Annotated in this window: 25 protein-coding genes; 8 read left to right on the top strand and 17 right to left on the bottom strand. The window is 61.1% G+C overall.

Features of this window, described 5'->3' with window-relative positions:
* Nucleotides 1-57: 57 nt before the first annotated feature.
* Both ACSQ3I_RS15910 and ACSQ3I_RS15905 read left to right on the top strand, forming a co-directional pair.
* Nucleotides 58-321, top strand: coding sequence for a hypothetical protein (locus ACSQ3I_RS15910; protein ID WP_436000482.1), 264 nt, complete (start codon nt 58-60; stop codon nt 319-321).
* A 170-nt stretch (nt 322-491) separates the two neighbouring features.
* The gene (locus ACSQ3I_RS15905) at nt 492-1310 is read left to right on the top strand and encodes a response regulator (protein ID WP_436000480.1); all 819 of its coding nucleotides are present in this window, start codon (nt 492-494) and stop codon (nt 1308-1310) included.
* Between the two features lie 127 nt (nt 1311-1437).
* Here ACSQ3I_RS15905 and ACSQ3I_RS15900 read toward each other — a convergent pair whose 3' ends face one another.
* The 3 genes from ACSQ3I_RS15900 to ACSQ3I_RS15890 form a co-directional block, all read right to left on the bottom strand.
* Entirely contained in the window at nt 1438-2457 is a 1020-nt protein-coding gene (locus tag ACSQ3I_RS15900) for a GlxA family transcriptional regulator (RefSeq protein ID WP_436000478.1), read from the bottom strand.
* A gap of 307 nt (nt 2458-2764) precedes the next feature.
* On the bottom strand, nt 2765-2980 hold the full coding sequence (locus ACSQ3I_RS15895; RefSeq protein WP_436000476.1) for a hypothetical protein: 216 nt from the start codon (nt 2978-2980) through the stop codon (nt 2765-2767).
* A 115-nt stretch (nt 2981-3095) separates the two neighbouring features.
* Entirely contained in the window at nt 3096-3305 is a 210-nt protein-coding gene (locus ACSQ3I_RS15890; RefSeq protein WP_436000474.1) for a hypothetical protein, read from the bottom strand.
* A gap of 80 nt (nt 3306-3385) precedes the next feature.
* On the opposite strand from ACSQ3I_RS15890, the gene ACSQ3I_RS15885 reads away from it, so the two are divergent.
* A complete protein-coding gene (locus ACSQ3I_RS15885; RefSeq protein WP_436000472.1) occupies nt 3386-4321 on the top strand; it encodes a LysR family transcriptional regulator in 936 nt (311 codons plus the stop codon).
* Between the two features lie 39 nt (nt 4322-4360).
* Here the strand turns inward: ACSQ3I_RS15885 and ACSQ3I_RS15880 are convergent, their stop codons facing one another.
* From ACSQ3I_RS15880 to ACSQ3I_RS15850, 7 genes are all read right to left on the bottom strand, one after another.
* Nucleotides 4361-6406 (bottom strand): ASKHA domain-containing protein, encoded by a 2046-nt coding sequence (locus ACSQ3I_RS15880; protein WP_436000470.1) that lies wholly within the window; start codon nt 6404-6406, stop codon nt 4361-4363.
* Nucleotides 6407-6692: 286 nt separating this feature from the next.
* Nucleotides 6693-7658, bottom strand: a complete 966-nt coding sequence (locus tag ACSQ3I_RS15875) for a methyltetrahydrofolate cobalamin methyltransferase (RefSeq protein WP_436000468.1) — start codon at nt 7656-7658, stop codon at nt 6693-6695.
* Between the two features lie 88 nt (nt 7659-7746).
* On the bottom strand, nt 7747-8838 hold the full coding sequence (locus ACSQ3I_RS15870) for a methylenetetrahydrofolate reductase (RefSeq protein WP_436000466.1): 1092 nt from the start codon (nt 8836-8838) through the stop codon (nt 7747-7749).
* Nucleotides 8835-9413 (bottom strand): methylenetetrahydrofolate reductase C-terminal domain-containing protein, encoded by a 579-nt coding sequence (locus ACSQ3I_RS15865; protein ID WP_436000464.1) that lies wholly within the window; start codon nt 9411-9413, stop codon nt 8835-8837. Before ACSQ3I_RS15865 ends, ACSQ3I_RS15870 begins: the two co-directional genes overlap by 4 nt.
* Complete coding sequence (locus tag ACSQ3I_RS15860) at nt 9406-9711, bottom strand: virulence factor (RefSeq protein ID WP_436000462.1); 306 nt, start codon at nt 9709-9711, stop codon at nt 9406-9408. The genes ACSQ3I_RS15865 and ACSQ3I_RS15860 overlap by 8 nt, the downstream gene beginning before the upstream one ends.
* A gap of 98 nt (nt 9712-9809) precedes the next feature.
* A complete protein-coding gene (locus ACSQ3I_RS15855; RefSeq protein WP_436000460.1) occupies nt 9810-10604 on the bottom strand; it encodes a formyl transferase in 795 nt (264 codons plus the stop codon).
* 77 nt (nt 10605-10681) lie between these two features.
* The gene (locus tag ACSQ3I_RS15850; RefSeq protein WP_436000458.1) at nt 10682-11329 is read right to left on the bottom strand and encodes a DUF1638 domain-containing protein; all 648 of its coding nucleotides are present in this window, start codon (nt 11327-11329) and stop codon (nt 10682-10684) included.
* Nucleotides 11330-11345: 16 nt separating this feature from the next.
* On the opposite strand from ACSQ3I_RS15850, the gene ACSQ3I_RS15845 reads away from it, so the two are divergent.
* Entirely contained in the window at nt 11346-11504 is a 159-nt protein-coding gene (locus ACSQ3I_RS15845; RefSeq protein WP_436000457.1) for an entericidin, read from the top strand.
* A gap of 48 nt (nt 11505-11552) precedes the next feature.
* Here ACSQ3I_RS15845 and ACSQ3I_RS15840 read toward each other — a convergent pair whose 3' ends face one another.
* On the bottom strand, nt 11553-12257 hold the full coding sequence (locus tag ACSQ3I_RS15840) for a corrinoid protein (RefSeq protein WP_436000456.1): 705 nt from the start codon (nt 12255-12257) through the stop codon (nt 11553-11555).
* A 392-nt stretch (nt 12258-12649) separates the two neighbouring features.
* On the opposite strand from ACSQ3I_RS15840, the gene ACSQ3I_RS15835 reads away from it, so the two are divergent.
* From ACSQ3I_RS15835 to ACSQ3I_RS15825, 3 genes are all read left to right on the top strand, one after another.
* Nucleotides 12650-14230: a trimethylamine methyltransferase family protein gene (locus tag ACSQ3I_RS15835; protein ID WP_436000455.1), complete on the top strand. Its 1581-nt coding sequence runs from the start codon at nt 12650-12652 to the stop codon at nt 14228-14230.
* A 101-nt stretch (nt 14231-14331) separates the two neighbouring features.
* Complete coding sequence (locus ACSQ3I_RS15830) at nt 14332-15018, top strand: ferredoxin (RefSeq protein ID WP_436000453.1); 687 nt, start codon at nt 14332-14334, stop codon at nt 15016-15018.
* A 102-nt stretch (nt 15019-15120) separates the two neighbouring features.
* Nucleotides 15121-15870 (top strand): phosphodiester glycosidase family protein, encoded by a 750-nt coding sequence (locus tag ACSQ3I_RS15825; protein WP_436000452.1) that lies wholly within the window; start codon nt 15121-15123, stop codon nt 15868-15870.
* A gap of 10 nt (nt 15871-15880) precedes the next feature.
* On the opposite strand, the gene ACSQ3I_RS15820 is transcribed toward ACSQ3I_RS15825, so the two are convergent.
* Together ACSQ3I_RS15820 and ACSQ3I_RS15815 are read right to left on the bottom strand one after the other, a co-directional pair.
* A complete protein-coding gene (locus tag ACSQ3I_RS15820) occupies nt 15881-16234 on the bottom strand; it encodes a hypothetical protein (protein WP_436000450.1) in 354 nt (117 codons plus the stop codon).
* 74 nt (nt 16235-16308) lie between these two features.
* Nucleotides 16309-18039, bottom strand: coding sequence for an O-linked N-acetylglucosamine transferase family protein (locus ACSQ3I_RS15815; protein ID WP_436000448.1), 1731 nt, complete (start codon nt 18037-18039; stop codon nt 16309-16311).
* A gap of 211 nt (nt 18040-18250) precedes the next feature.
* On the opposite strand from ACSQ3I_RS15815, the gene ACSQ3I_RS15810 reads away from it, so the two are divergent.
* Nucleotides 18251-19267, top strand: a complete 1017-nt coding sequence (locus ACSQ3I_RS15810; protein ID WP_436000446.1) for a hypothetical protein — start codon at nt 18251-18253, stop codon at nt 19265-19267.
* 40 nt (nt 19268-19307) lie between these two features.
* On the opposite strand, the gene bmt is transcribed toward ACSQ3I_RS15810, so the two are convergent.
* The 4 genes from bmt to ACSQ3I_RS15790 all read right to left on the bottom strand — a co-directional run bounded on the left by bmt (nt 19308) and on the right by ACSQ3I_RS15790 (nt 23673).
* Nucleotides 19308-20321 carry a betaine--homocysteine S-methyltransferase gene (gene bmt, locus ACSQ3I_RS15805; RefSeq protein ID WP_436000444.1) on the bottom strand — a complete coding sequence of 338 codons (1014 nt, stop codon included), beginning with the start codon at nt 20319-20321 and terminating at the stop codon, nt 19308-19310.
* A gap of 144 nt (nt 20322-20465) precedes the next feature.
* On the bottom strand, nt 20466-21512 hold the full coding sequence (locus ACSQ3I_RS15800; RefSeq protein ID WP_436000442.1) for a quaternary amine ABC transporter ATP-binding protein: 1047 nt from the start codon (nt 21510-21512) through the stop codon (nt 20466-20468).
* Nucleotides 21505-22413 carry an ABC transporter permease gene (locus tag ACSQ3I_RS15795; protein ID WP_436000441.1) on the bottom strand — a complete coding sequence of 303 codons (909 nt, stop codon included), beginning with the start codon at nt 22411-22413 and terminating at the stop codon, nt 21505-21507. Before ACSQ3I_RS15795 ends, ACSQ3I_RS15800 begins: the two co-directional genes overlap by 8 nt.
* A gap of 264 nt (nt 22414-22677) precedes the next feature.
* Nucleotides 22678-23673 carry a glycine betaine ABC transporter substrate-binding protein gene (locus tag ACSQ3I_RS15790; protein ID WP_436000440.1) on the bottom strand — a complete coding sequence of 332 codons (996 nt, stop codon included), beginning with the start codon at nt 23671-23673 and terminating at the stop codon, nt 22678-22680.
* Nucleotides 23674-24268 lie beyond the last annotated feature (595 nt).

The raw sequence follows: 24268 nt of genomic DNA, 5'->3' as shown, positions 1-24268 counted from the left end.
CGTGTCGATGGGACCGAGAGCGGCTGTCACAGGGGCGGTGTCGAACACCGATAGGCAATGAAATCAGTCTTGGGTTCGCTTGTTGCATTCTGCATTTTCGCTGCGCCGGCCGCCGCAGCGACGGTGACGAACAAGGACGGCGCGACCGTCGTTCTCACGGTCGTCGAAAACGGCAGCCGCATGGAGATCGTTCTCGACGCCGGTGGCTCCGAAACGCTCTGCCCGACCGGATGTTTCGTTACGCTTCCGAATGGTGACCGTATCGCACTCGACGGCGGCGAAAATGTGGAAATCCTCAACGGTTCGGCGGTGATCAAGTAAACGCTGCCGAGCCTGAAGTCTCCCGGGCCGTTCATGGTAAAGATTTGGTTCTGCGCCTTCTGCACATGCTGAAAAAAGGCGCGCCCGCGGCGTTGCCTGATTAACATTTCCGCAAATGGTTTGTTTTATTGTCTGAAGCGGGGTCATTTTATTTCAGGCAGGGGCAATTCATGTCATTTCTAGGTATCTCCGGGATGCAGTATTCCGGCGCGTCACTCGCGCAAGCCCGGATTCTCGTCGCTGAAGATTCGAATGTTTTTACGTCGATGATCAGTAAGCGTCTCAAGGAACTGTTCGATATCGATGTGGAAATTTGCCGCGATTTCGAAGAGGTCCAGTTTGCCTATGACAAGTCCTCGGAGCCGATCGCGCTCGCTATCTCCAACATCAATCTTCCCGGCGCCGAAAACGGCGAGACGCTGGATTATCTGATCGATCTGTCCATCCCGACGATCGTCTTTACCGGCACCTTTCAGGAAAAGATCCGCGCCCAGATCCTCGCCAAGGATATCGTCGACTACGTTCTGAAAGACAATGTCTTTGCGGTCGAGATGCTGGCAGAATCGGTCTGCCGGTTCCTTACCAACCAGCGCCATCACGTGCTGATCGTCGATGACAGCGCCACGGCGCGCGCCCTGTTGTCCACGCGTCTCAAGCGCTACAATTTCCGGGTGAGCGTTGCTGAGGATGGCGCGAAGGCATTGGCGATCCTCAAGGCGAACCGCGATATCGGCCTGATGGTCACCGACTACAACATGCCCGATATCGACGGTTTCGAACTGACGCGGCGCATTCGTTCGTCCATCGGTTCGCATGAACTGCGTATCATCGGCGTTTCTTCGTCGACGGACCGGCTGCTGTCGGCACGCTTCCTCAAGGCTGGCGGCAACGATTTCATGCTGCGGCCATTCATCGACGAAGAGTTCTATTGCCGCGTCAACCAGAACCTCGACACGCTGGTGCAGATCAAGAGCGCCCGACGTCCCTGACGTCTTCATCTTCCGGGCAGAAATAAAAAATGCCGTGCCACGATCCGCCGGAAAGCGCGGTCGTGACACGGCATTTCTCGTTGTCTTCGGGAGAGGATGCCGTGTGTCGGCGTCCTCAAAGTGTTGATCAGATCACAACGCCGGTGCGATTGGTCGACGTCGTCAACTTGCGCTCGGCGCGCTCCTGCTGCGGCGAGCGGTTGTAGAGTTCGCGATAACACTTCGAGAAGTGCGAGGCGGAGACGAAACCGCAGGCGACGGCGACTTCCACCACCGGCATGGAGGACTGCACCAGCAGATGCCGGGCGCGGTCGAGACGAATTTCCAGGTAGTAGCGGGCCGGCGAGCGACCCATCTCCTGGCGGAACAGGCGCTCGATCTGTCGGCGGGAGAGGCCGGCATTGTCGGCGATCTCGATCAGCGACAGCGGTTCGGCGAGATTGCTTTCCATCAACTCGATGATCGACAAAACCTTGGAGTTCTGGACGCCGAGGCGGGCGCGCAGCGGCAGGCGCTGGCGGTCGTGCGGCGAGCGGACACGGTCGGTCAGCGCCTGTTCGCAGACGCGGTTGACGAGGTTTTCGCCAAAATCCTGGCCGATCAGGTTGAGCATCATGTCGAGGGACGACGTGCCGCCGGCGCAGGTGTAGATGTTGCTGTCGACTTCATAGAGGTCGGCATAGACCTCGGCCTGCGGGAAGGCTTCCGAAAAGCCCGGGAGGTTTTCCCAGTGGATGGCGCAGCGCTTGCCGTTCAGGAGACCGGCCTGGGCAAGCACATGCGCGCCCGTACAGAGACTGCCGACGGCGACACCGCGATTGTAGGTCTCGCGCAGATAGGCGTTGACGGATTTGTTGTGGAACTCCTCCACATAGATGCCGGAACAGACCAGCACCATGTTCGGCCGGTTTTCGCCGCCGAGATGCCGGCGTTCGTCGGCCAGCGAAGAGGTGACTTCGATGCCGATGCCGCTGGAGGAATAGACTTTTTCGCCGTCGGCTGAGGCCAGCCGCCAGACATAGGCGGAATAGCCGAGCATCCGGTTGGCAATCCGGAGCGTTTCAATTGCGGCCGCGAAAGGCAGCATGGTGAAATGCGGCACAAGGAAGAAGACAAGGGAACGTTTCTTGGTAGGCGCTTTGCTCATCGAGGAATATCCATGCCACGGTGTTGCGGAGCAATCGTTCGCTCCGCCGGCGTTTTGGCCTAAAAGCGACACTGGCATGAATGTACGAGCTTGGGAAGCGTGGAAAACGCCTCCTGTTCGGTATTTTTGCGACATTCAGATGCGGGTAACCGTCGCTATATTGGCACGGAAATCCGGATATCATCCATATCTTATTGAAAATTAATCAATAATCCTAAATGCGACCGGCAAGGAAAACCGCCGGGAAACGAGCTTCCGGCGGTTTGTCACCTGGGGGAGATGTCGTTTTTGTTATCGCGCTTCCGCATCAGCGGTTGCCTGCCGGGGTGCGGATGTCGGTTGTGGGCCAGCCGATATCCTTGCGCATGTCGGCCGGCATCGCCTCGATGGCGCGTTCCGTCTTCCAGCGGCTCCAGCCGTCGCGGACGCGGTCGATGAAACGTGCGGGGCTCTTCACCGAGCCGGAAATCGGAACGAACCGTTCCGGTGAACTGCTTCTTGAGATGGGGGCAAGCGAAGTCATTGTCAGGTTCCTTTCCGTTTGATTTGAAGCCGAAAGCATCGTCTTCGATGATCACTATGCTTCCGGCTCATGTATCAAACAAGTGAATAGATTTTATGTTGTTCATCAGGTTTTTTTATGAGTTTCGATTGACGAAACTGAGTGGTCGGTGCGCCGCGATACGCGGGTGGGCGCGGGGTGGCCAGTCGAGGTCAAGACCGAGACCGAGTGGAAGCCGGGCGATTTCGGCATCTGCCAGACGCCGTGCCCGGGCGATTTCATCGAACGATCCTGCCGGAATTGCGCCCTTGCGCAGCAGGATCAAGCAGAGACGATAGAGGCTCATGATCTTCTCCTTTGGCTCGCGTGGAATTCGTTCCTCTGATGTTTGCATCTTCGCCCAAGGTTGACATTCAATCAAACGAAATGATATCGTCATTAAGATCAGAAAAATTGAAAGATAGTGACATGACCGCGATCTTCCGCCAGCCGCTCCCGTTGCTCGACATCGAAATCCTTCGCACCTTCGTGGCGATAGCGGAGACCGGCAATTTCTCGACGGCTGCCGATGCGGTTTTGCGCACGCCTTCCGCCGTGTCGATGCAGGTGAAGAAGCTGGAGGAGCAGCTCGGGACCGTGCTTTTCCTGCGCGACGCGCGTTCGGTGGCGCTGACGGAAAACGGCGAGACGCTGCTGGCCTATGCACGACGCATGATCGCGCTGTCCAATGAGGCGGTGTCGCGGTTCAAGATGCCGGAAATGCGCGGCGTGGTGCGGCTGGGGGCGCCGGATGATCTCGGCGAGCGGTTGCTGCCGCGAATCCTGAAGAAATTCGCCGAAACCCATCCGGGCATCACCATCGACGTCACCGTTGACATGAGCCTGTCGCTGCGCCGTCGCATGGAGGAGCAGCGGCTCGACCTGGCCTTGATCAACTGCGCCAGCCGCCCGGTCTTCACCGGCGGCGAGGTGATCTTTACCGAGCGTCTGGTGTGGGCCGGCGCGAAATGCGGCACGGCGCACTTGCGCGATCCGCTGCCGATTTCGATCTGGGAAGACGGCTGCCTGTGGCGTTCGGAAGCCATCGCGCAGCTGGAGCGCAGCCGGCGGCCCTACCGCGTCGCTTATCTCAGTGCCCACACGATGGCACAGCGGGCGGCGATCACGTCCGACCTCGCAATCGCGCCGTTCCCGCGTTCCTATGTCACGGAAGACATGATGATCCTCGGCGAAAAGGAAGGCTTGCCGGAATTGCCGCCCTTCGACATCCGGTTGATCGTTGCGCCGCAGGCGGCGACACCGGTGCAGGTGGTGGCCGATTGCATTCGCGATGCGTTCGACGAGTTGTCGAAAGCGGCCTGACGCCGGTTTTTCGTTACGGCCCGCTGACCGGGAAAGCTTTTATTCCCGGCTGCGGCGCCGGCGTCGGCCCCCGCCGCCCTCTCCACCACCATCCTCGGACGGTGCCTTGCGTTCCGGCAAGGTGACCACGCTCGAAAGGTTGGGGAAGGCGTCCACCTTGTTCGGCATCGCCATGGCGTCGATGAAAAGCTGCTGGAAGTTCGATTCCAGCGCCGTCTCGATCTTTTCGATCTTGCGGACGATCTCTTCGATCTCCCGACGATGGCCGCGGTTGAGCAGCGCCATCAGGGCGCCCGTGCCGGCGGCGTTGCCGACCGCCTTGACCTCTGCCAGGTCGCAATCGGGGATGAGGCCGAGCACCATGGCGTATTTCGGATCGATGAACGAGCCGAAGGCGCCGGCGAAGCGGATGGTGTCGACATGCGTCACCTCCTGCTTTTCCATCAACAACTTGATGCCGGCATAGAGGGCGGCCTTGGCAAGCTGGATCGCCCGGACGTCGTTCTGGGTGACGGTGATGCGTGGTTCGCCGTCGTGCAGCAGGTATGAGAAGGTTCGGCCGTTGGGGATGATGCGCGTGCTTCTCTCCGCCATCGAACCATCGACCACGCCGTCCTCGGAGATGATGCCGGACAGATACATCTCGGCGATGACCTCGATGATCGCCGAGCCGCAGATGCCGGTGACGCCGACGCTTGCGGCCGCTTCGGCAAAACCCTCTTCGTCCGACCACTTGTCGACGCCGATCACCCGGAATTTCGGCTCCAGGGTCGTGGGGTCGATGCGCACGCGCTCGATGGCGCCGGGGGCGGCGCGCTGGCCGGAGGAGATTTCTGCGCCTTCGAAAGCCGGGCCGGTGGGCGAGGAGGCGGCGACGACACGCTTGCGATTGCCGAGAATAATTTCCGCATTGGTGCCGACATCGACCAGCAACATCATCTTGTCCTGGCGGTAGGGGCCTTCGGCGAGCGTCGCGCCGGCGGCATCGGCGCCGACATGGCCGGCGATGCAGGGCAGGGTGTAGACGCGGGCGCCGCGGTTGACGTCGATGTCGATCTCGTGCGCCCAGTATTGCAGCGCGCCGGAGACGGCGAGCGCAAACGGCGCCTGGCCGAGTTCGGTCGGATCGATGCCGAGGAACAGGTGGTGCATGATCGGGTTGGCGACGAAGACCAGGTCGAGAATATCGTGGCGGTCGACGGTGGCCTCGTCGCAGACCTTGCCGATCAGCCCGTTGATCGCCTCGCGCACCGCCTTGGTCATCGCCTCGCGGCCATCGGGGTTCATCATCACGTAGGAGACGCGGCTCATCAGGTCTTCGCCGAAGCGGATCTGCGGGTTCGACGTGCCCGAGGAGCCGGCGATGCGGCCGGAGAGCAGCGAGACGAGATGCATGGCGATGGTCGTCGAACCGATGTCGCAGGCGATGCCGTATGCCTCATTCTTCAGGCCGGGCCACAGGCCGATGATGAAGGGACGGGAGCTATCCATGTCGCGATGGATGGCGGCGGTGACGCCCCAGTTGCCCTTGCGCAGGATGCCCTGCACCTGCGGGATGAGATGGGGGGCGATCAAAAGGTTTTTCCAGCCCCAGTCGTTTTCCAGCACCGCCTTCAACCGGTCGAGGTCGCCGAGCGGCTTGTGCATGTCGGGTTCTTCCACCTCGACGTAACAGAGCTGGATCGCCGCATTGCGTTCGATGACGCGGTCAGTTGCCGCCTTGCGGACGACCTGGGCATTGACCACCGTATCCTGCGGCACGTCGATGACGAGGTCGCCCTGGATCAGCGCCGAACAGGACAGGCGCCGACCTTCCGGCAAGCCGCGAACCTTGTCGTAGCGCTCTTCTTTCGGTCCGACCGGCGAAATGTGATCGTTGGAGGAGACGATCTGGTGCTTGGCGAAATTGCCTTCCTGCACCGAGACCTGACAGCGCCCGCAGGTGGCCCGGCCGCCGCAGACGCTTTCGACATAGACGCCGAGTTTTCGTGCCGCCTCAAGCACCGGCATGCCGACGGGAAACCTTCCGCGCTTGCCGGACGGCATGAAGAGGACGAGGGCTTCTTTTTCGGCGGCTTCGGTCATGATCGGTGCGGTTCCTGGTATGCGGTGTATCTGTGGGGTAGATCGGAGGCAGCGTCCTGCCCCGCACCCTTACCCTCACCCCGGAAACGGGAAGAGGGGACTTGTCTGGCTCCCCATCTCTCCGGCTGGGAGAAGGTGGCCCGAAGGGTCGGATGAGGGGCGACGCTTCGGCAATTTCCGTCCGTCGCGTGATGCTCCGGCCGTTCGCGGCCGTGCCGCTCACCCCCTCATCGCCTCGCATTCGCTCGGCACGTCTCCCCGCTGGGGAGAAGAGGGAACGGCTCGTTCACTCCGACGCAGCACCCGCGCCGGCGCGTGCCGCACGGCCGCCGCGGCGGCCGCCTGCGGCCGGAGCCGGGGCGGCAGCGGCGGTCGCGCCGCCGCCTTCAGACGGCTTGTGGTCGCGGTAGGTCATGATCCAGTTCGAGCAATTGGCGTCCGTGCCGTTCAGCACGTTGGCGGCGCGTACGGCTTCCATTTCCTGCGGGCGGCAGGGGTTCATGATCGCCGAGGTCATGCCGGCGCCGATGACCATCGGGATGAAGCCGGCATTGATGCCGTGGCGGTGCGGCAGGCCGAAGGAGATGTTGGACAGGCCGCAAGTGGTGTTGACCTTCAGCTCCTCGCGCAGGCGGCGCAGCAGCGCGAAGACCTGGCGGCCGGCATCGCCCAGCGCGCCGATCGGCATGACCAGCGGGTCGACGACGACGTCTTCCGGCTTGATGCCGTGGTCCATGGCGCGTTCGACGATCTTCTTGGCGACGGCGAAACGCACGTCCGGGTCCATGGAGATGCCGGTCTCGTCGTTGGAGATGGCGACGACGGGCACGTTGTATTTCTTCACCAGCGGCAGGATGGCTTCGAGCTTCTCTTCCTCGCCGGTGACCGAGTTGACCAGCGGACGGCCCTTGGCGACCTTGAGGCCGGCCTCGATGGCGGCGGTTACCGAGCTGTCGATGGCGAGCGGCAGATCGACGAGGCCCTGGACGATCTCCAGCGTCTGCACGAGAAGACCGGGTTCTGTGGCGTTCGGATCGACGGCGGTAACACCGGCATTGATATCGAGCATGGTGGCGCCGGCGGCGGCCTGCTCCAGCGCGTCCTTGATGACGGTCTCGAAGTTGCCGGCCTGCATTTCGGCGGCCAGCTTCTTGCGGCCGGTCGGGTTGATGCGCTCGCCGATGACGCAGAACGGCTGGTCGAAGCCGATGACGATTTCGCGTGTGGCAGATGCTACGATAGTGCGGGTCATATGTCGTCCTTTGGGCGGCGGGTGAAAGAGGTCTAGCCTGCCGGGTTAACTGTTACAAGGTCCGGCGGCATGCCGGAACTTGTTGAAATCAATGCGGATGATGGGCGGCGATTTCCGCCAGTTGCTGCTGGTTCTGCTCGGTGCCCTGGCGCATCTGGTTCATGCGGGCGGCCACCAGCGCGTCGGTCGGGTTTTCTTCCGGGGTCCAGGGCTTGCGGCCCTTGAGCACGCCGGATTCATGGACGATCTCGGCGACATATTCCTCCTGGCGGTAGGCCATGACGTGAACGCCGGAAACGCCCTTGATCTCCTTCACCTCATTGATGATGTCGATGCAGAGCTGCTTGCCTTCCTTCTTCTGGTCCTCGGCGCCTTCCAGGCGCTTGATGATCGCGTCGGGAATATGGATGCCCGGCACGTTGGAGCGGATCCATTTCGCGGTCTTGGCCGAAGCGAGCGGCCCGACGCCGACGAGGATGAAACATTTTTCATCGAAACCGAGGTCGCGGACCTTGTCCATGTAGGCGCGGAACATCGGCACGTCGAAGCAATACTGGCTCTGGACGAACTGCGCGCCCGCCTCGATCTTCTTGCCGAGCCGGTAGGGGCGGAAATCGTAGGGCGGTGCGAAGGGATTGATGGCGGCGCCGAGGAACACCTGCGGTGGCGTCGTCAGCTTGCGGCCGGAGAGGAATTTGCCGTTGTCGCGCATCACACGCACGGTTTCGAGCAGCGACATGCAGTCGAGGTCGAAGACCGGCTTGGCACCCGGCTGGTCGCCGGCCTGTACGCCGTCGCCGGTCAGGCACATGATGTTCTGCACGCCCATGGCCGAGGCGCCGAGCACGTCGCCCTGGATGGCGATGCGGTTCTTGTCGCGGCAGGCGATCTGCATGATCGGGGCGTAGCCCATGCGGGTCAAAAGCGCGCAGATGCCGACGGAGGACATGTGGCAGTTGGCGCCGGAGGCATCGACGGCGTTGATGCCGTCCACCCAGCCGTCGAAGATCGCCGCACGTTCGTAGACGTCCTGAGGATTGGCGCTGTCCGGTGGGTTGAGCTCGGCGGTAACGGCGAACTCGCCGCGGCGCAGCACGCGCTCCAGCCGGCCGCGCGACGAATGGCCGGGAAGCGGATCGAGCGGCGCGCCGGGATCGAAGGGATTGATGTCGGGGCTCATGCCTGCATTTCTTTCTTTTCCGCTTCGCGTTTTGCCGCAGCTTCGGCGGTGACACGCAGCCAGGACGAGGTTTCCCGGAGCGATTGGTTCACCGGCTTCTGCACGTTCAGGATCGCCTGTCCGCCCGTCATGTTCTGCGATCCCTTCCAGGCCTGCACCCAGACGCAGGGCATGTCCGGCTCGACCTCGCAATTGCCGTTGGCGCGCACGCCGCCGCAGGGGCCGTTGCGCAGCTGCTTCGGGCAGTTCATCGGGCAGGACATGCCCGTCGACGACAGCGCACACTGGCCGCACATGCGACAGTCGAACAGCAGGCCCTTGACGTTGCGCTCGATGAAGGTGATCGGCCGCTCGACGCGGCCGTAGCCGATGGCGTTCCACAGCGGATGCAGCATCAGGAAGACATCGGCGAAGCGGTGGTAGAACCACTCGAAGAAACGCGAGTGGCGCACGGCCCAGAGGCGGATCGTGTAGCTGCGCCGCGCGCGCCGGTTCGGCGAAACGCCGGCCGGGGTGAACGCGCCTGTGGCGGCCTTCTTGGCGGGGGCGGCATTGCCGGGTTTTGCGTCAGCCATCGTCGCGGCCTCCGGCTTTGACGAGCGCGACCAGCCGTTCGCGGTCATAGGCGGCTTCGATTTCGGCGACGGCGGTGTCTGCTTCGGCTTCCAGATCGTCCGAGGCGACCGGCACAGGATCGGCCTTGCGCCATTCGGCGAGATAGTCGCCGGATTCGGCAGCACCCGTGCGCATCGCAGCCATGTCGATGGCTTCGGTGAAACGCAACGACAACTCGCGTTTTGCCGATTTGCGCCCCTGCTTGATGATGACCTGTGCGGGGATATCCCGCCAGAAGACGACGATGCGGTCGGCCATGCGTTGAAACTCCTCTTTGGGTCACATTGCACGCGCGCCGCGTCGTTGACTTGGCTCGCCACGACGTCGCACAAGATCAAAAACGACGTGGGCTCAGTTTACCACACGCCTTTTGCGACGCCATTCCAAAGCCAGGTCCAAATGGTGGGATTGTAATGCATTTTTGAAATGCCGCCGGGCTGGTACGGCTTCAGCCTTCCGGTCAGCGCATCGTCCAGCGCCTGCACCACCGAAGGGATCGCCGCCGCCGTGAGAAGCAGCGGGTAGGTCATCATCGTATCGCCTTTTTCGGGCTTCGGCCGCACCTCGTAAAGCGAATCGCCAGTGTCGATGCCGGCATCGACGAGATGCACCGTCGCGCCAAAATTCTCCGCGTCGCCGCTTGCGAGCGCCCAGTAGCCACCCATCTGGCCGCGATAGGCCGGATTGATGCCGGCATGCAGGTTGATGACCGGGCAGGGGATGGCGGCCAGCGTCTGCCGGCTGAGGATACGGCAGGAAACGGTGACCACCGCCTTCGGCTGCAGCCGGGCCACGGCCTCGTGGCAGGCCGGATCGTTGAGCGAAGGCACATGGATGACGGTTATCTTCGGATTGACGGCATCCGAAAGGCCGTGCGCGGAAATGATCGCCTCGCTGCGCCGCCGCACGGCATTCTTGCCCAGCCGCGAGACGACCATCGTCGCCAGCTGGCCGAGGGCGGCAATCCAGCCGAGTTTCCTGGCACGTCGCTTGAGCAGCACGGATTTTGCCTCCGGCTGTTCCTCGATGACGGTGAGATTGGCAAACATCGGCGCCAGCGCGTTGATCACCAGGCGCGGATTGGCACCGCCTGCGGTCATCAGGACGATGGCATCGTTGCGATGGGTGACGGTCTCGGCATGGTCTGACATGCGGGAGACTTTGGGAAAGCAGAGCTTAGGACGGTGTTAACGCCGCCGCCGTCGCGCTCGTCATGGTAAACGGATTGTTAGCGGCTGGCCGCCAGCAGCTCTGCCTGCAGGTCGCCATAGCCTGTGTGGCGATATTCGTAGGCGACGCCAAGATAGTCGGCGGCCCACTTTGCCTTTTCCTGCAGGGCAGGGTCTTCCACCTGCGACAGGTAGATCAGCTTGGTATAGTGGGCGAAATACATGTCCTTGAGTTCCGGATGCCGGTCGAGGCCGAGCGGCTCGATGACAAAGGCCTCGAACTGGCGCGCAAGGAAATCGGTGAGGAAGAAGGCGGTGACGTCGTCATCCCAGCGGGCGGCGAAATCCGCGTTGCCGGCAAAGAAGGAATAACAGTGCGGCCCGGACAGCCGTTCGATGCCTTCGCGTTCGCAGATCTTGTCGATGGCGCCGCCGGTGCCGCAATCGGCATAACCGATGAAGATTTTTTCGATGCCGCGGGCCCGCGCTTCCTGGATCGCCTGCTCCAGTCCGGGCGCGATACGCTGCGGATGGGCATGCCAGATGGCGGGAAGACAGGTCAGTTCGATGTGGTCGAGCCCGTTGAGTTTTTGCACTGCCAACACTTCGCGCGCGATAGCGCCGCAAGCGATCACGTGAACTTTATCGCTGGCCGTGCGTTCTCCGGGGGGACCCGGTCTGCCGGGTTCGTGATCATCATTTTGCATGGAGAAGGATCCCGCCATGGCATTTGCAAAACTCTCGAAAATCGCCGTCTGCTGCCTGACGCTCGTGGCACTGACCGCCTGCGGCAACACGATACGCGGTATCGGTCGGGATACGGCCAATGCCGTCGATGCGACCCAGGACGCCGGCCGATCGGTCGAGAACGCCGCCCAATAAAGTGGGGGCACAGTGGCGGCAGATCAAGCCGCCACTGTTCCAAATCGATCAGTGGGCGTTCGACGCCAGCTGATTGTGCTTGCGCTTGATGAAGTCCTTGGCCGTTTCCACGGCAATGGCCGCGTCGCGACAATAGGCATCGGCGCCGACGGCCTTGCCGAATTCCTCGTTGAGCGGCGCGCCGCCCACGAGGACGATGTATTCGTCGCGCAGGCCCTTTTCCTTCAAGGTGTCGATGACGACCTTCATGTAGGGCATGGTGGTGGTCAGAAGGGCCGACATGCCGAGGATGTCGGGCTTTTCCCGCTCCAGCGCCTCAAGATAGTTCTCGACCGGATTGTTGATGCCGAGGTCGACGACGTCGAAGCCGGCGCCTTCCATCATCATGCCGACAAGGTTCTTGCCGATGTCGTGGATATCGCCCTTGACGGTGCCGATCACCAGCTTGCCCTGCTTCGGCGCGCCTGTGGCGGCCAGCAGCGGGCGAAGAATGGTCATGCCGGCTTTCATCGCATTGGCGGACAAAAGAACTTCCGGCACGAACAGAATGCCGTCGCGGAAGTCGATGCCGACGATGCGCATGCCTTCGACGAGGGCCTGGGTGAGCACGTCGTAGGGAGCCCAGCCACGCTCGAGAAGGATGTTCGTGCCTTCCTCGATCTCTTCCTTGAGGCCGTCGTAAAGATCGTCATGCATCTGTTGCACGAGTTCATCGTCAGAGAGATCTGCGAGGATGATTTCGTCGTCGGACATTTTCGGGTTCCCGGGTTCGTGATGCGGAGCAAATCGGTCAGGCGACCTTGCCTTATCCACAGTTAAACCTCAATGACCGGGAACCTGTTTTCGAAAGCGACGTCGCGATAAGAAAAAGCGACGGTATCCGGCAAGTCGTCGCAACCAGGTCGATTTTCCGGCATTTCGGCCTCTTTGCGGGTGAAAAATGATTTCCGTCAGCCCGGCCCCACAGGATTCCATGATTTGACTGAAAAAAATCCGGTTTGCCGGCAGGCCGGAAATGCGGGCAAAAGCCTGTTTCCATGTCTGCCCTGCACAAATCGGTGGCGTTTTGAGGAATGTTCCAAATGCGAAATCCGTTAGCATGGGATAAAAGGGGAAGCGCATTCAGCGCGATTTGAGGAAGCATCATGGATGAGAAGATCGAACAGGCGGAAACGCCGAACGAAGGTGGCGGCCGCCGGGCGCGCGGCGAGGGTCGGGGAGCGGCGGCACGCCGTGCTTCGCGCAGCGGCGGCGGACCAGGACCGTCCCTGCCTTACATCCAGCGCAAGATCCCGGCTTATGAAGTCCTTGACGAGGAAGGCCTGCAGCTGATCGAACGCAATGCGGAAACGGTGCTGGAAGAAATCGGCATCGAGTTTCGCGACGACGCCGAGGCGCTGGCGCTGTGGCGCGAAGCGGGTGCCGACGTCAAGGGCGAGCGGGTGCATTTCCCGCGTGGCCTCTGCCGCGAGCTGCTCAAGACCGCGCCGAAAGAATTCATGTGGCATGCGCGCAATCCGGAACGCAGCGTGCGGATCGGCGGCAACGCCACCGTCTTCGCCCCGGTCTACGGCCCTCCGTTCGTTCGCGATCTCGACGGCCAGAGGCGTTATGCGACGATCGAGGACTTCCGTAACTTCGTGAAGCTTTCCTATATGGCGCCGTCGATGCATTCGTCGGGCGGCACGGTCTGCGAACCGGTCGATATCCCGGTGAACAAGCGCCACCTCGACATGGTCTACAGCCATATCAAATATTCCGATAAGCCGTTCATGGGTTCTGTAACGGCGCCGGAACGCGCCGAAGACACGGTCGCCATGGCCAAGCTGGTGTTCGGCGACGATTTCGTCGAAAACAACTGCGTGACGCTGAACCTGATCAACGCCAACTCGCCGATGGTCTTCGACGAGACGATGCTCGGCGCGCTCAAGGTCTATGCCCGCCACAACCAGGCCTCTGTCGTTTCGCCGTTCATCCTGTCGGGCGCGATGAGCCCGGTCACCGTCGTCGGCACGCTGACGCAGATTCTTGCGGAAGTTCTGGCCGGCGCCTCCTTCACCCAGCTGATCCGCAAGGGTTCGCCGGTGCTGTTCGGTACCTTTGCCGCGTCGATCTCGATGCAGTCGGGCGCGCCGACCTTCGGTACGCCGGAGCCATCGCTGGTATCCTACGGCGCCGCCCATCTCGCCCGCCGCCTCGGCCTGCCGTTCCGTACCGGCGGCTCGCTCTGCGGTTCCAAGGTTCCGGATGCCCAGGCGGCACACGAATCGGCAGCGACGCTGAACATGACGCTTTTGGCCGGCACCAACTTCGTGCTGCATGCGGCCGGCTGGCTCGAAGGCGGCCTGGTTTCGTCCTACGAAAAATTCATGATCGACCAGGACCAGCTCGGCATGATGCAGAAGATGGCGATGGGCATCGATTTCTCCGAGGACGGCCAGGCGATGGACGCGATCCGCGAAGTCGGCCCCGGCAGCCATTACCTCGGCTGCTCGCACACCCAGGCGAACTTCCAGACCGCCTTCTACCGCTCGCCGCTCACCGACAACAACTCGTTCGAACAGTGGGAAATCGAAGGCGAGAAGCGTATCGAGCAGCGCGCCAATGCACTTTGCCGCACCTGGCTCGAGCACTATGAGGCACCGCCGCTCGATCCCGCCATCGACCAGGCGCTGCTGGACTACATCCAGAAGCGCAAGGATTCGATGCCGGACGCCTTCACCTGAAGAGAGCCCGATGCCGCCAGGGAGCAAGGCGGTGCAAAGTCCGTCGCTGACTGGATCCAGAAGGAAGTCTGGCGACCGCACTATGAATACAAGGGGCCGCAGTGAACGGCGGCCTTGATCCCTTGATCGATATCCGTGCGGCGCTTGCGCCGCACGGTATTTTTTTGCGCGGACAGGTGGATTTCGGCGAGACGGGTGACGGGCCGTTGCTTGCCGATGGCGAGCGGGCGAAAACCGTCGTGCTGCTCGGCAATATCGGCGGATCGTTGTGGCCGGCCTTCGCGCGCTGGCATGAAGACCATCCGGTGGCCGATCCGCTGGACACTTGGTCGAAATCCGTCATCCGCCCGGTGGCAGAAACCTTTGGCGCCGCCGCCTTCTTTCCATCCGATCCACCCTGGCAGCCGTTTCAGCAATGGGCGAAGCGCGCCGAAGGATTGAAACCGTCGCCGCTCGGCATTCTCATTCATCCTCGCTACGGCCTCTGGCATGGTTATCGCGGCGCCCTCGCATTCCGGCAGGCGTTTTCACCTGCGCCCGCCTTCTCCCCTGAGCAGCACCCCTGCGACGTTTGCAAAACGAAGCCGTGTCTGCACGGCTGTCCTGTCGACGCTGTCACCGCCGATGGTTTCGATGTGTCCGGCTGCCGCACGCATCTTGCCACTGCCGCAGGTCAGGCCGGCTGCATGCAGGCTGGATGCCTTGCCCGTGAAGCCTGTCCTGTGGGGCTGGACTATCGCTACCCGGCGGCGCAGTTGCGCTTCCACATGGCGGCACTTTCCTTGTGAGGCGGGGCCGTTCCATCTTTTGCCGTATTGCTTGCGAATGTCTGGCGATGTCTTTTCGTTCCTATCGAAAGCTGCGATTCCGTCGGCGGAGGAATTTTTACGATGCGGTTCTTCTTGAAGCTGGTTGCTGCCTCGGCAGCATTTTTTTCAGGCCATGCCGCCATGGCCGGTGAAACCTGCCGCAGCGTCATGCATCTCGGCCAGCCCTATACGGTCTGCAGCTTCGATCCTGCGCAGGCCGAGATCCGGCTCTATCACAGCAACTACGCCGGCAAGCCTTACGGCAGTTTCCGCGCCATGCTGAGCGATGTCGCCGTCGACAAGACCACGGTGCATTTCGCCATGAATGCCGGCATGTATCATGATGATCTGTCGCCGGTTGGCCTTTACATCGAGAACGGCATCGAGCGGCAGAAAGCCAGCACCAAGGCTGGCTGGGGCAATTTCCACCTGCTGCCGAACGGGATCTTTTATGTCGATGGCAAAAAGGCCGGCGTGATGGAAACGAACGCCTACCTCTCCGCCGGTATAAAACCCTGGTATGCGACGCAATCCGGGCCGATGTTGGTGATCGACGGCAAGATCCATCCGCGCTTCATACCAAACAGCGACAGCCTGAACGTCCGCAACGGCGTCGGCGTCGATGGCAACGGCATCGTCCACACCGTCGTCTCTGAGCGGGTCGTACGGTTCTACGACCTGGCGCTGCTTTTCCGGGATGAGCTCGGTTGCGCCAATGCGCTGTTTTTCGACGGCACGATCTCCAGCCTCTATGTGCCGGATATGAAGCGGCACGACGGGCTTTTTCCCGTCGGCCCTATCCTTGCCGTCGTGACCAGCCGTCCCGGCTGAAATCAACTCTTTAGATCTTCGCCTTGGGATAGGCTTTTTCCAGGCCGCCGGAGCGCAGCAGGCCGGACTTGAATGCGCCATAGGCGGGGTGCTGGCTTTGCCGGGCCGTCTCGTTCAGGCGAATCTGCAGGCGGTCGGGCGCCGTTTCTCCAAGCCACTGGCCGCATTTTTCCAGCTTCAGCGAGTTGAGGAAGTGCCCTTTGGAGGCGTTATGGAGGTAAAGCTCGATCCCCTGCAACAGGCTTTCGTCCTGCTGCGGATTTTCCATCAAAAGCTTGAGAAAAGACTGATCGGCTTCGCCGAAGCTCGCCAGTTTTTCGGCGACGGTATCGCGATCCGGAAAAGAAATCGGGGTGGTCTGCATGGGTAAGCTCTGGTTCTTGTCTGTTGATTCGAAGCAAGGATGGATAGGCAGCGAGGCCAGGAGCGGCAAGCGCCTTACGTCGGGTTTGATCCGAAGGGTTCTGCGCGCGGCGGCAGGGCAGGCACGTCGAGGTGATCCGGCTCCAGCCCGGCTTTCGCCCTTTCGGCCATCATCTCGTAGGCCAGCTCGAGATGGCGCGTGAAGCGTTCGGTATCGAAAAGCGGAGCCGAGAAGCGGTTGTCGACAATTTTTTGCCGGATGGCGGCGCGTTTTTCGTGATCTTTTGCAAGGTCGATGCAGAGCCGGACGTATTGATCGTCATCGGCCGCCACGAGTTCCGGCACGCCAAGCGCGTTGAGCAGGCTTTCCGAAACGCGGGAGGCAAAGTTGCTGCCCTTTTTCGTCGCGACAGGCAGGCCGGCCCACAGCTTGTCGGATGTGGTGGTGTGGCCGTTATAGGGGAATGTGTCGAGGCCGATGTCGGCCGCCTGCAGCCGGGCGACATGCTCGCCGTAGGCCGTACTGGCGGCAAACCGGATGCGCTCGGCGGCTATGCCGCGCGACTGCAGGTAATGGACGAAGTTTTCCTGGGCAAAAGTGTCGGTGCACATGATCCAGAGGATGCTGTCGCCCGTCGCCTCGAGGATGCGCACCCACAGGCTTGCTGTGGCAGGCGTGATCTTGCGGTGAGCATTGAAGGAAGCAAAAACGATCCTGTCTTCAGGCAGGCCGAGGCTTTCGCGGGATGCCGGCGGCGGTAGTTCGCGAAAACGGCCGTCGTTCGACTGATACGATTCCGGCATGCGGCAGAGCTTTTCGTGGTAATAGGGCTTGGAACTGTCCGGCGTGACGATGGGATCGGTGAGCGCATAATCGCAGTCGATGCCTCTGCCGGTGCCGGGATAACCGAGATAGGCCACCTGGACCGGCGCCAGCCCACGATTGACGAGATCGATCCGGGCGCCTTTCGTGTGGCCCTTCAGATCAACGAGGATATCGATGCCCTGGTTGCGGATCCGCTTTTCGGCGGCCTGATCGTCGAGATGGCCGATCGGCACGAGGCCGGGATATTGCCGGCGCATGCCCTTGTCGAGGGCGATCAGGTCGGACGGTGTATAACAAAACAGGGTGACGTCGAACTTTTCGCGGTCATGGGCAAGGATGACACCCTGGAAAAGGCGCATCGTCGCATGCTGGTCGGCAAAGTCGTTGGACAGGTAACCGATGCGGATTTTCTCGCCCCACCGATGCGGTCGGGCGCGGCGCGCGGCGTGTGCCTCGGCGGTGAAGGGTTTGCCGTTCTGAACCCGGGTGATCCTCGCATTGATCGCCTCGTCGCCACACCAGGTGATGTGATCGAACACCGCCTCGATGTCGAAAAGCGCCGTATTGCCGGCCTGCATCCCGGCGAGAAACTCCGCATGGGCCTGCTCGGCCTCATCAAGGCAGAGGGACACTTGCAGGATGCGCCTGTAACCCTCCTCGGCATCGCTATCGAAACCATAGCTCCGCGCTGCATCACGCGCAGCGGCGAGCGCTTCCCGGGTCTGGCCGGCGCGCGACCGCATTTTGGCTGCCAGTGTCCGCAGGATCCCGGCTTCCTTGCCGGTCCTCATGGCGGCCGCCCGGCCGTAATATTCGGCAGCCTCGGGAAATTGCTGCGTCTTGAAATGACATTGCGCCGCCATCAGCAGCGCTTCCGTCGGCACGCCGGGTTGCCGCAGGACCGGCGAAAGAAGAGTGATGGTCTTCTTGTAGTTGCCCGACTTGTACGTTTGAAGAGCCTTTTGAAGATGAATTGACATCAATACGCCTGCCATCGTTTCCCTGTTGCCGGCAGTCTAGGCGGCGAGGCTGTCGCAAGGCTGGCGGAAACACGTTATCCGGCGGCCCCCTCTAGCCGTTGCCGGGCAACGGTTGACAATTCCGGCCGCATACAAAAGGCTCGGCCCAAAATCGCCTCGATTCGACGGACGGATGCCGTTCGCGCCGACGCAAGCATTTCCGGAGCCGAAAATGACAATGCTGTCCCTCTGTATGCCCAGCAATCGCAAGTTCGAGGCTTCACGCCGTGCCATCGAGACGGCACTCGAATATTGTGCCGCGCGGGATGCCTTTCTGGTCATTGCCGACAATTCCGGTGACGAGGAGAAGAGGAAATACTGGTCGCACCACTCGTCGCGCCTGACCTATGTGATTACCGACGGCCTCGACGTCGGTCAGAATTTCCTCGCAGCGATTGGTGCTGCGCAAACACCGTTCGTCATCATGATGGGCGATGACGATGAAATAGAGTTCAACCCGCAGCTCCAGGCTGTCGATCTGGCTTCGTTGCCGGTCGATCATATCGGCGTCAGGCCTATGACGCATGTGGTGACGACCAGTCGCGGTGTTGTCAACGTCCAGAAATTCAGCATTTCCGGAAGCGACCCGGCGACACGGATACGGGAATACATCGCAGCTCGGGGTAGCAGTAATAGCGCCTTCTACAGCATCTTCCGCAAGGAGCCTTATCTGGCTCTGATGGAGCTTTTCAATCATCATCATCCGACGAAAGGCGGCTATTGCGATTGGGCCCAGGTATTGGCGCTTTTCGCATACGGAAAGATGGCCTACGATCCGAGCACAATCTTCAAGTACAACATGGATCAATGGTCGAGCAAGGATATGATCCAGAAGCAGGGCATTCGCTTATTCGTTGAAGCCGGCCTGCCTGCCGATGGCCAAAAATACGAGGGGCTGTTGCAGTTCCTCGATCTTTTCGTTTTCCTGTCGCGCGCCCGGTTGCCTCTGTCGGACGAGGAAAAACAAAATGCGCGGGCGTTTCTGTCGTTTGAGTACTTCACGGTTTACCTGAATATAGTCAAACAATCCCCGGAAAAATACAGCAAGACGATGCAGTATCTAGCTGACATGGCATTGAATCAACTTGAGATCGATACCCGCTTCCATATCGCATTGATGATGGCGGACGATATCAAGCCGGGCCTGAAGAACGGTTACATCGAGTTCTACAAGGCCGCGATGGCCTGACCGGCGGAGCCGCCGGCCGGCTTGCGCATCGGGTCAGGTATCAGCCCCGGCGTCGTCCGCGTTCGCGGGTAGGGGCCGCGGGGGTCTCGTTTGCCGTCTTGTTGCGGAGCGGGCCGATCTTTTCGACGATGTCGCCAAGGGTCGGGCGCGGTGACGGCGTGTAGCTGTCAAGTGCCTGGCGCATGGCGGCAAGATGGTTGCAGGACGTGCCGCAGCAACCGCCGATGATCTTGGCGCCGGCATCGCGAGCGAGGCGGGCATATTCGGCCATCAGCGGCGGCGTGCCGGAATAATGGATTTCCGAGCCGCGGAATTCCGGAATGCCGCAATTGCCCTTGACGATCACCGTCGCCGCCGGATCGGCCTCGGTCATATCGAGCAGGCTGGAGAGAATATCGGACGCACCGACGCCGCAATTGGCGCCGACGGCCACCGGGCCTCCGCCGATATCGGCTGCCACGCCGTGAATATCCTTCGGCGGCAGGCCCATCATGGTTTTTCCCGCCGTGTCGAAGGAGCCCGTATAGGTGTAGGGCAGGCCTACCTTGACGGCGGCTTCCGCCGCAGCACGGATCTCGTCCGGCGACGACATGGTTTCGATCCAGGCGACTTGGGCGCCGCCTGCCTTCAGGCCCTCGATCTGCTCGACAAAGGCTGCGACGGCGTCCTCGTAGGTGAGGGCGCCGAGCGGCAGCAGCAGTTCACCGGTTGGGCCGACGGAACCGGCGACGATGACCTTGCGGCCGGCGGCCTCGGCCACGGTGCGGGCGATTTCCGCCGCCTTCTTGTTGATCTCGAACACGCGGTCGGCGGCATGGTGCAGTTTCAGGCGGTGACGCGTGCCGCCGAAGGTGTTGGTCAAGATGATGTCGGCACCGGCATCAACGAAGTCCTGGTGCAGCTTGGTGATGTTTTCCGGCTTGTCTTCGTTCCAGAGTTCAGGCGCCTCTCCCGCTTCAAGGCCCATTGCGAAAAGGCTCGTTCCCGTGGCGCCATCGGCCAGCAGCACGCCTTTTTCGGCAAGGAGATCGGACAGGGGATTGGCGGCGCTCATGGGTCGTCCTCATTGTTGGATATTTCAGAAAGATATAAATATATCTTTATGTGATTGCAACAGGCAAGCGGACCCTGATCCGGCCCCAGACGGCAGAAAGGCGCCTTTGAAGGCGCCTTTCCGGATGTTGGCTGTCCAGGGCGATCAGGCCGCAGCCTGGTCCAGATGACTGGTCGGCGTCACCATTGCGGCAATCACCATGTGCAGGTCGATGGCGCCGATGGGTTTGCCGTTCGCATCCACGACATGCGCCTGGCTCTGGCCGATGTCCGTCAGGGCCTTGGCGATGGACTCGAGGATCATGTCTTCGGCAATCGGCATGCCCTCGGGGTTGCCGGCCAACGGTTTCATGATCGTTTTTGCCTGGATGACGCGGCCACGGTTCACTTCCTTGACGAAGGCGGTGATGTAGTCGTCGGCCGGTGCGAGGACGATTTCCTGGCCGGTGCCCTGCTGCACCACGCGCCCGTCGCGCAGGATGGCGATCTTGTCGCCGAGGCGCAGCGCCTCGTCGAGATCGTGGGTGATGAAGACGACCGTCTTCTTCAATTCCTTCTGCAGGTCGAGAAGCACCGTCTGCATATCGACGCGGATCAGCGGATCGAGGGCCGAATAGGCTTCGTCCATCAGCAGGATGTCGGCGTCGTTGGTGAGTGCGCGGGCAAGCCCGACACGCTGCTGCATGCCGCCGGAAAGCTGGTTCGGATAATGCTTCTCGAAGCCCTTGAGGCCGACGCGTTCGATCCAGTGTCGCGCCCGCTTGACGCTGTCGTCACGATCGACGCCCTGGATTTCCAGGCCGTAAACCGTGTTGTCCAGTACTGTACGGTGCGGCAGCAGGGCGAATTTCTGGAACACCATCGCCGTCTTGTGGCGTCGGAACTCCCGCAGGTCGCTTTCGCTCATCTTGCAGACATCGACGCCGTCGTAGAGGACTTCGCCGGATGTCGGATCGATCAGCCGGTTGATGTGGCGGATCAGCGTCGACTTGCCGGAGCCCGAAAGGCCCATGACAACCATGACGCCGCCTGCCGGCATCGAGATGTTGATGTTTTGCAGGCCAAGCACATGGCCGTACTTCTCGTTCAACTCGCCCTTGCCCATGCCGTTTTCGACAGCCTGGACGAAGTCCCGTCCGCGTGGGCCGAAAATCTTGTAGAGGTTTTTGACCTCGATGCCGTGACTAGCCATGGATGACCTCCGAATGCTTCTGGAGGCGCCTGCCATATGCCTGGCTTGCGCGGTCGAAAATGATGGCGATGGCAACAAGCGCGAAGCCGTTGAGGAAGCCGACGGTGAAGAACTGGTTGGTGATCGCCTGCAGCACGTTCTTGCCGAGGCCGCCGACGCCGATCATCGAGGCGACGACCACCATGGCCAGCGACATCATGATCGTCTGGTTGATGCCCGCCATGATCGTCGGCAAAGCCAGCGGGATCTGGACGTTCTTGAGTTTCTGCCGGTTGGAGGAGCCAAAGGCATCGGCGGCCTCCAACACTTCCTTGTCCACCAGGCGGATGCCGAGATTGGTGAGGCGGATCATCGGCGGAACGGCATAGATGACCACGGCGATCAGGCCGGGAACCTTGCCGATGCCGAAAATCATCACCACGGGGATCAGGTAGACGAAGCTGGGCATCGTCTGCATGACGTCGAGGATCGGGTTGACGATCGACTGGAACCGGTCGGAGCGCGCCATGAAAATGCCGATCGGAATGCCGATGACGATGGAAATCAGCGTACAGACCGTCACCATGGCCAGCGTCACCATCGTGTCGTTCCACAACCCGACCAGACCGATGACGATCATCGAGAGTGCGGTGCCTGCGGTGATCTTTATATTGCGGCTGGCGAGATAGACGATCGCCGTCATTCCGATCAGGATGATGATCCAGGGCGTGTTGACGAAAAAATCCTGCAACCAGTTCAGGAACCACTGCAGCGGCTGCATGATGGTGGTGAGAATGTCGCCATAGCTGCGGACAAAAGCCTTGAAGCTGAGATCGACCGATTTCTTGAATTCCCGCATGAGATTTTCATCCACGGCGGGAAAATTGCAGAATAGGTCCGGCAAGAAACTACATTGAGCCATATCGTTCCCCTTGTCGCCGGCTTGTGCCGGACTTCGGTCTGCGTGAGAACCAGCGCATCCGATGTTTTGTGAGTGCGTGCGCGACACTTCTACAGGACTTCCCGAGGGAAGCATGTATTGATTGCGACGCCGACATGTTTCCTGCCGGGGCTGGCAGGAAGAGTTTCGCCTTTTGTCGGCGAATCAAGAAACGTGCCGGCGGGCTTTCGTCGCAATCGAAGATGACGGGCCGGTGCGGCCCGTCACGTTCATCGATCTGGCCGATCAGAGAGAGGCCTTGATCTTCTCGGCGACATCGGGCGCGACCCATTTCGTCCACATATCCTGATAGTCCTTCAGGAAGTGCTTGGCAGCGTCTTCGTTCGTGCCCTGGTTTTCGTCCATCCAGGCGAGAACCTTGCCGACCGTCTGGTTGTCCCACTTGCGGGTCTTGACGTAGTCCATCGCAACGCCGGCCTTTTCAGAGAAAGCCTTGGTCACGATCGTGTAGACGTCGGAGGTCGGATAGGCATTGACCTTCGGTGCAGCGCAATCCGGCACGGCCGTGCAGGCGTCCCATTCCTTCTTGTCGTGCTCGACGCCGAAGGACAGCTTGGTCATCTCGTACTTGCCGAGGATGGCCGTCGGTGCCCAGTAGTAGCCGAGCCAGCCCGTCTGCTTTGCGAAGGCGTTGGCAATCGAGCCGTCGAGACCGGCGGCAGAGCCGCTGTCGACCAGCTGGAAGCCGGCCTTTTCCGCTTCGATCGCCTTGTAGAGGTTGGCGGTCGAAACCTGGCAGTTCCAGCCCGACGGGCAGTTGATCACGGCAGCCTTGGACGGATCTTCCGGAGCCGGGAACAGTTCCGGATGCTTCAGCGCGTCCTGAACCGTCTTGATATCGGGGTGAGCATCGGCGAGGAACTTGGGAATCCACCAGCCTTCGACGCCACCATCGCTGAGCAGCGGCGCTGCCTGGATGAGGCGGCCTTCCGCAACGGCTGCGTCCAGCGCCGTGCGCACCGAGTTGACCCAGAATTCGGGCGCCATGTCCGGCTCGCCCTTTTCGTTCATCGAGGTAAAGGTCGGCATGGTATCGCCGGTGACGAGCGTCACCTTGCAGCCGTAACCGCTTTCCAGGATGATCTTGTCGACATAGGCCGCAACGCCGGCCGAGGCCCAGTTCATTTCGGCGATCGATATGTCGCCGCAATCCGCCTGAGCGGCACCAGCGAAAGCCAAAAGGCCGCCGGCGAGGAAAGTCGAAGCGATCAGCTTCTTCATGTGTTAAGACCTCCCAGTCTTAGTGTGCAGTGCCCGAAGTGGGGCGGACCGGATCACTGCGGCATCCCGGCCAGCCGATAGCGAGATTTGAGCGCGGCCCTTATGTCCGCGTGGGAGACGGACTGTCAGAACACGCACCGTTGCGTTTGTTGTTGGAGTGGCAGCGGAACTCTGTCTTTGCCACGTTTGTTGCACCGGTTAAGATTAGCCTACGGGTTCCGAAACAGAAATCAACCTCACAGCTGCGTCATCCGGCGTCGCAGCAGCTTAGCAAGCCATTGTAACAGTTCGATTTGCCCGAATTTATCGCATTTATGGCGGGGGCCTGCGCAGGAAATGCCCTGTTTTTTTCTTATGGCAGGGCTGAAATATTTTTATGGCTTGATGTCACCTGCGAAATGAGACGAAACCTGTCCAAATCGCGCCTTGGAGCAAGAAAGATTTTTTTTAGCAAAATTCGCAAAAAAAATCGAAATTCACCTTTGGTTAATCGCTTGATAACGCTCCAGTAAGAATGTCGGGCTAAAGATTGGGGCGTGGCGAGAGTTGGTCACACAGGCTCCGGATCAGGTTTTGCGTACCGGAGCAGCGCGCC

Origin of the sequence: Rhizobium sp. LjRoot30 (genome assembly GCF_964253915.1) — a bacterium.
Classification (GTDB): Bacteria; Pseudomonadota; Alphaproteobacteria; order Rhizobiales; family Rhizobiaceae; genus Metarhizobium.
The sequence above is the reverse complement of the archived record's forward strand: the minus strand, read 5'-3'. Positions and strand labels throughout refer to the sequence as shown.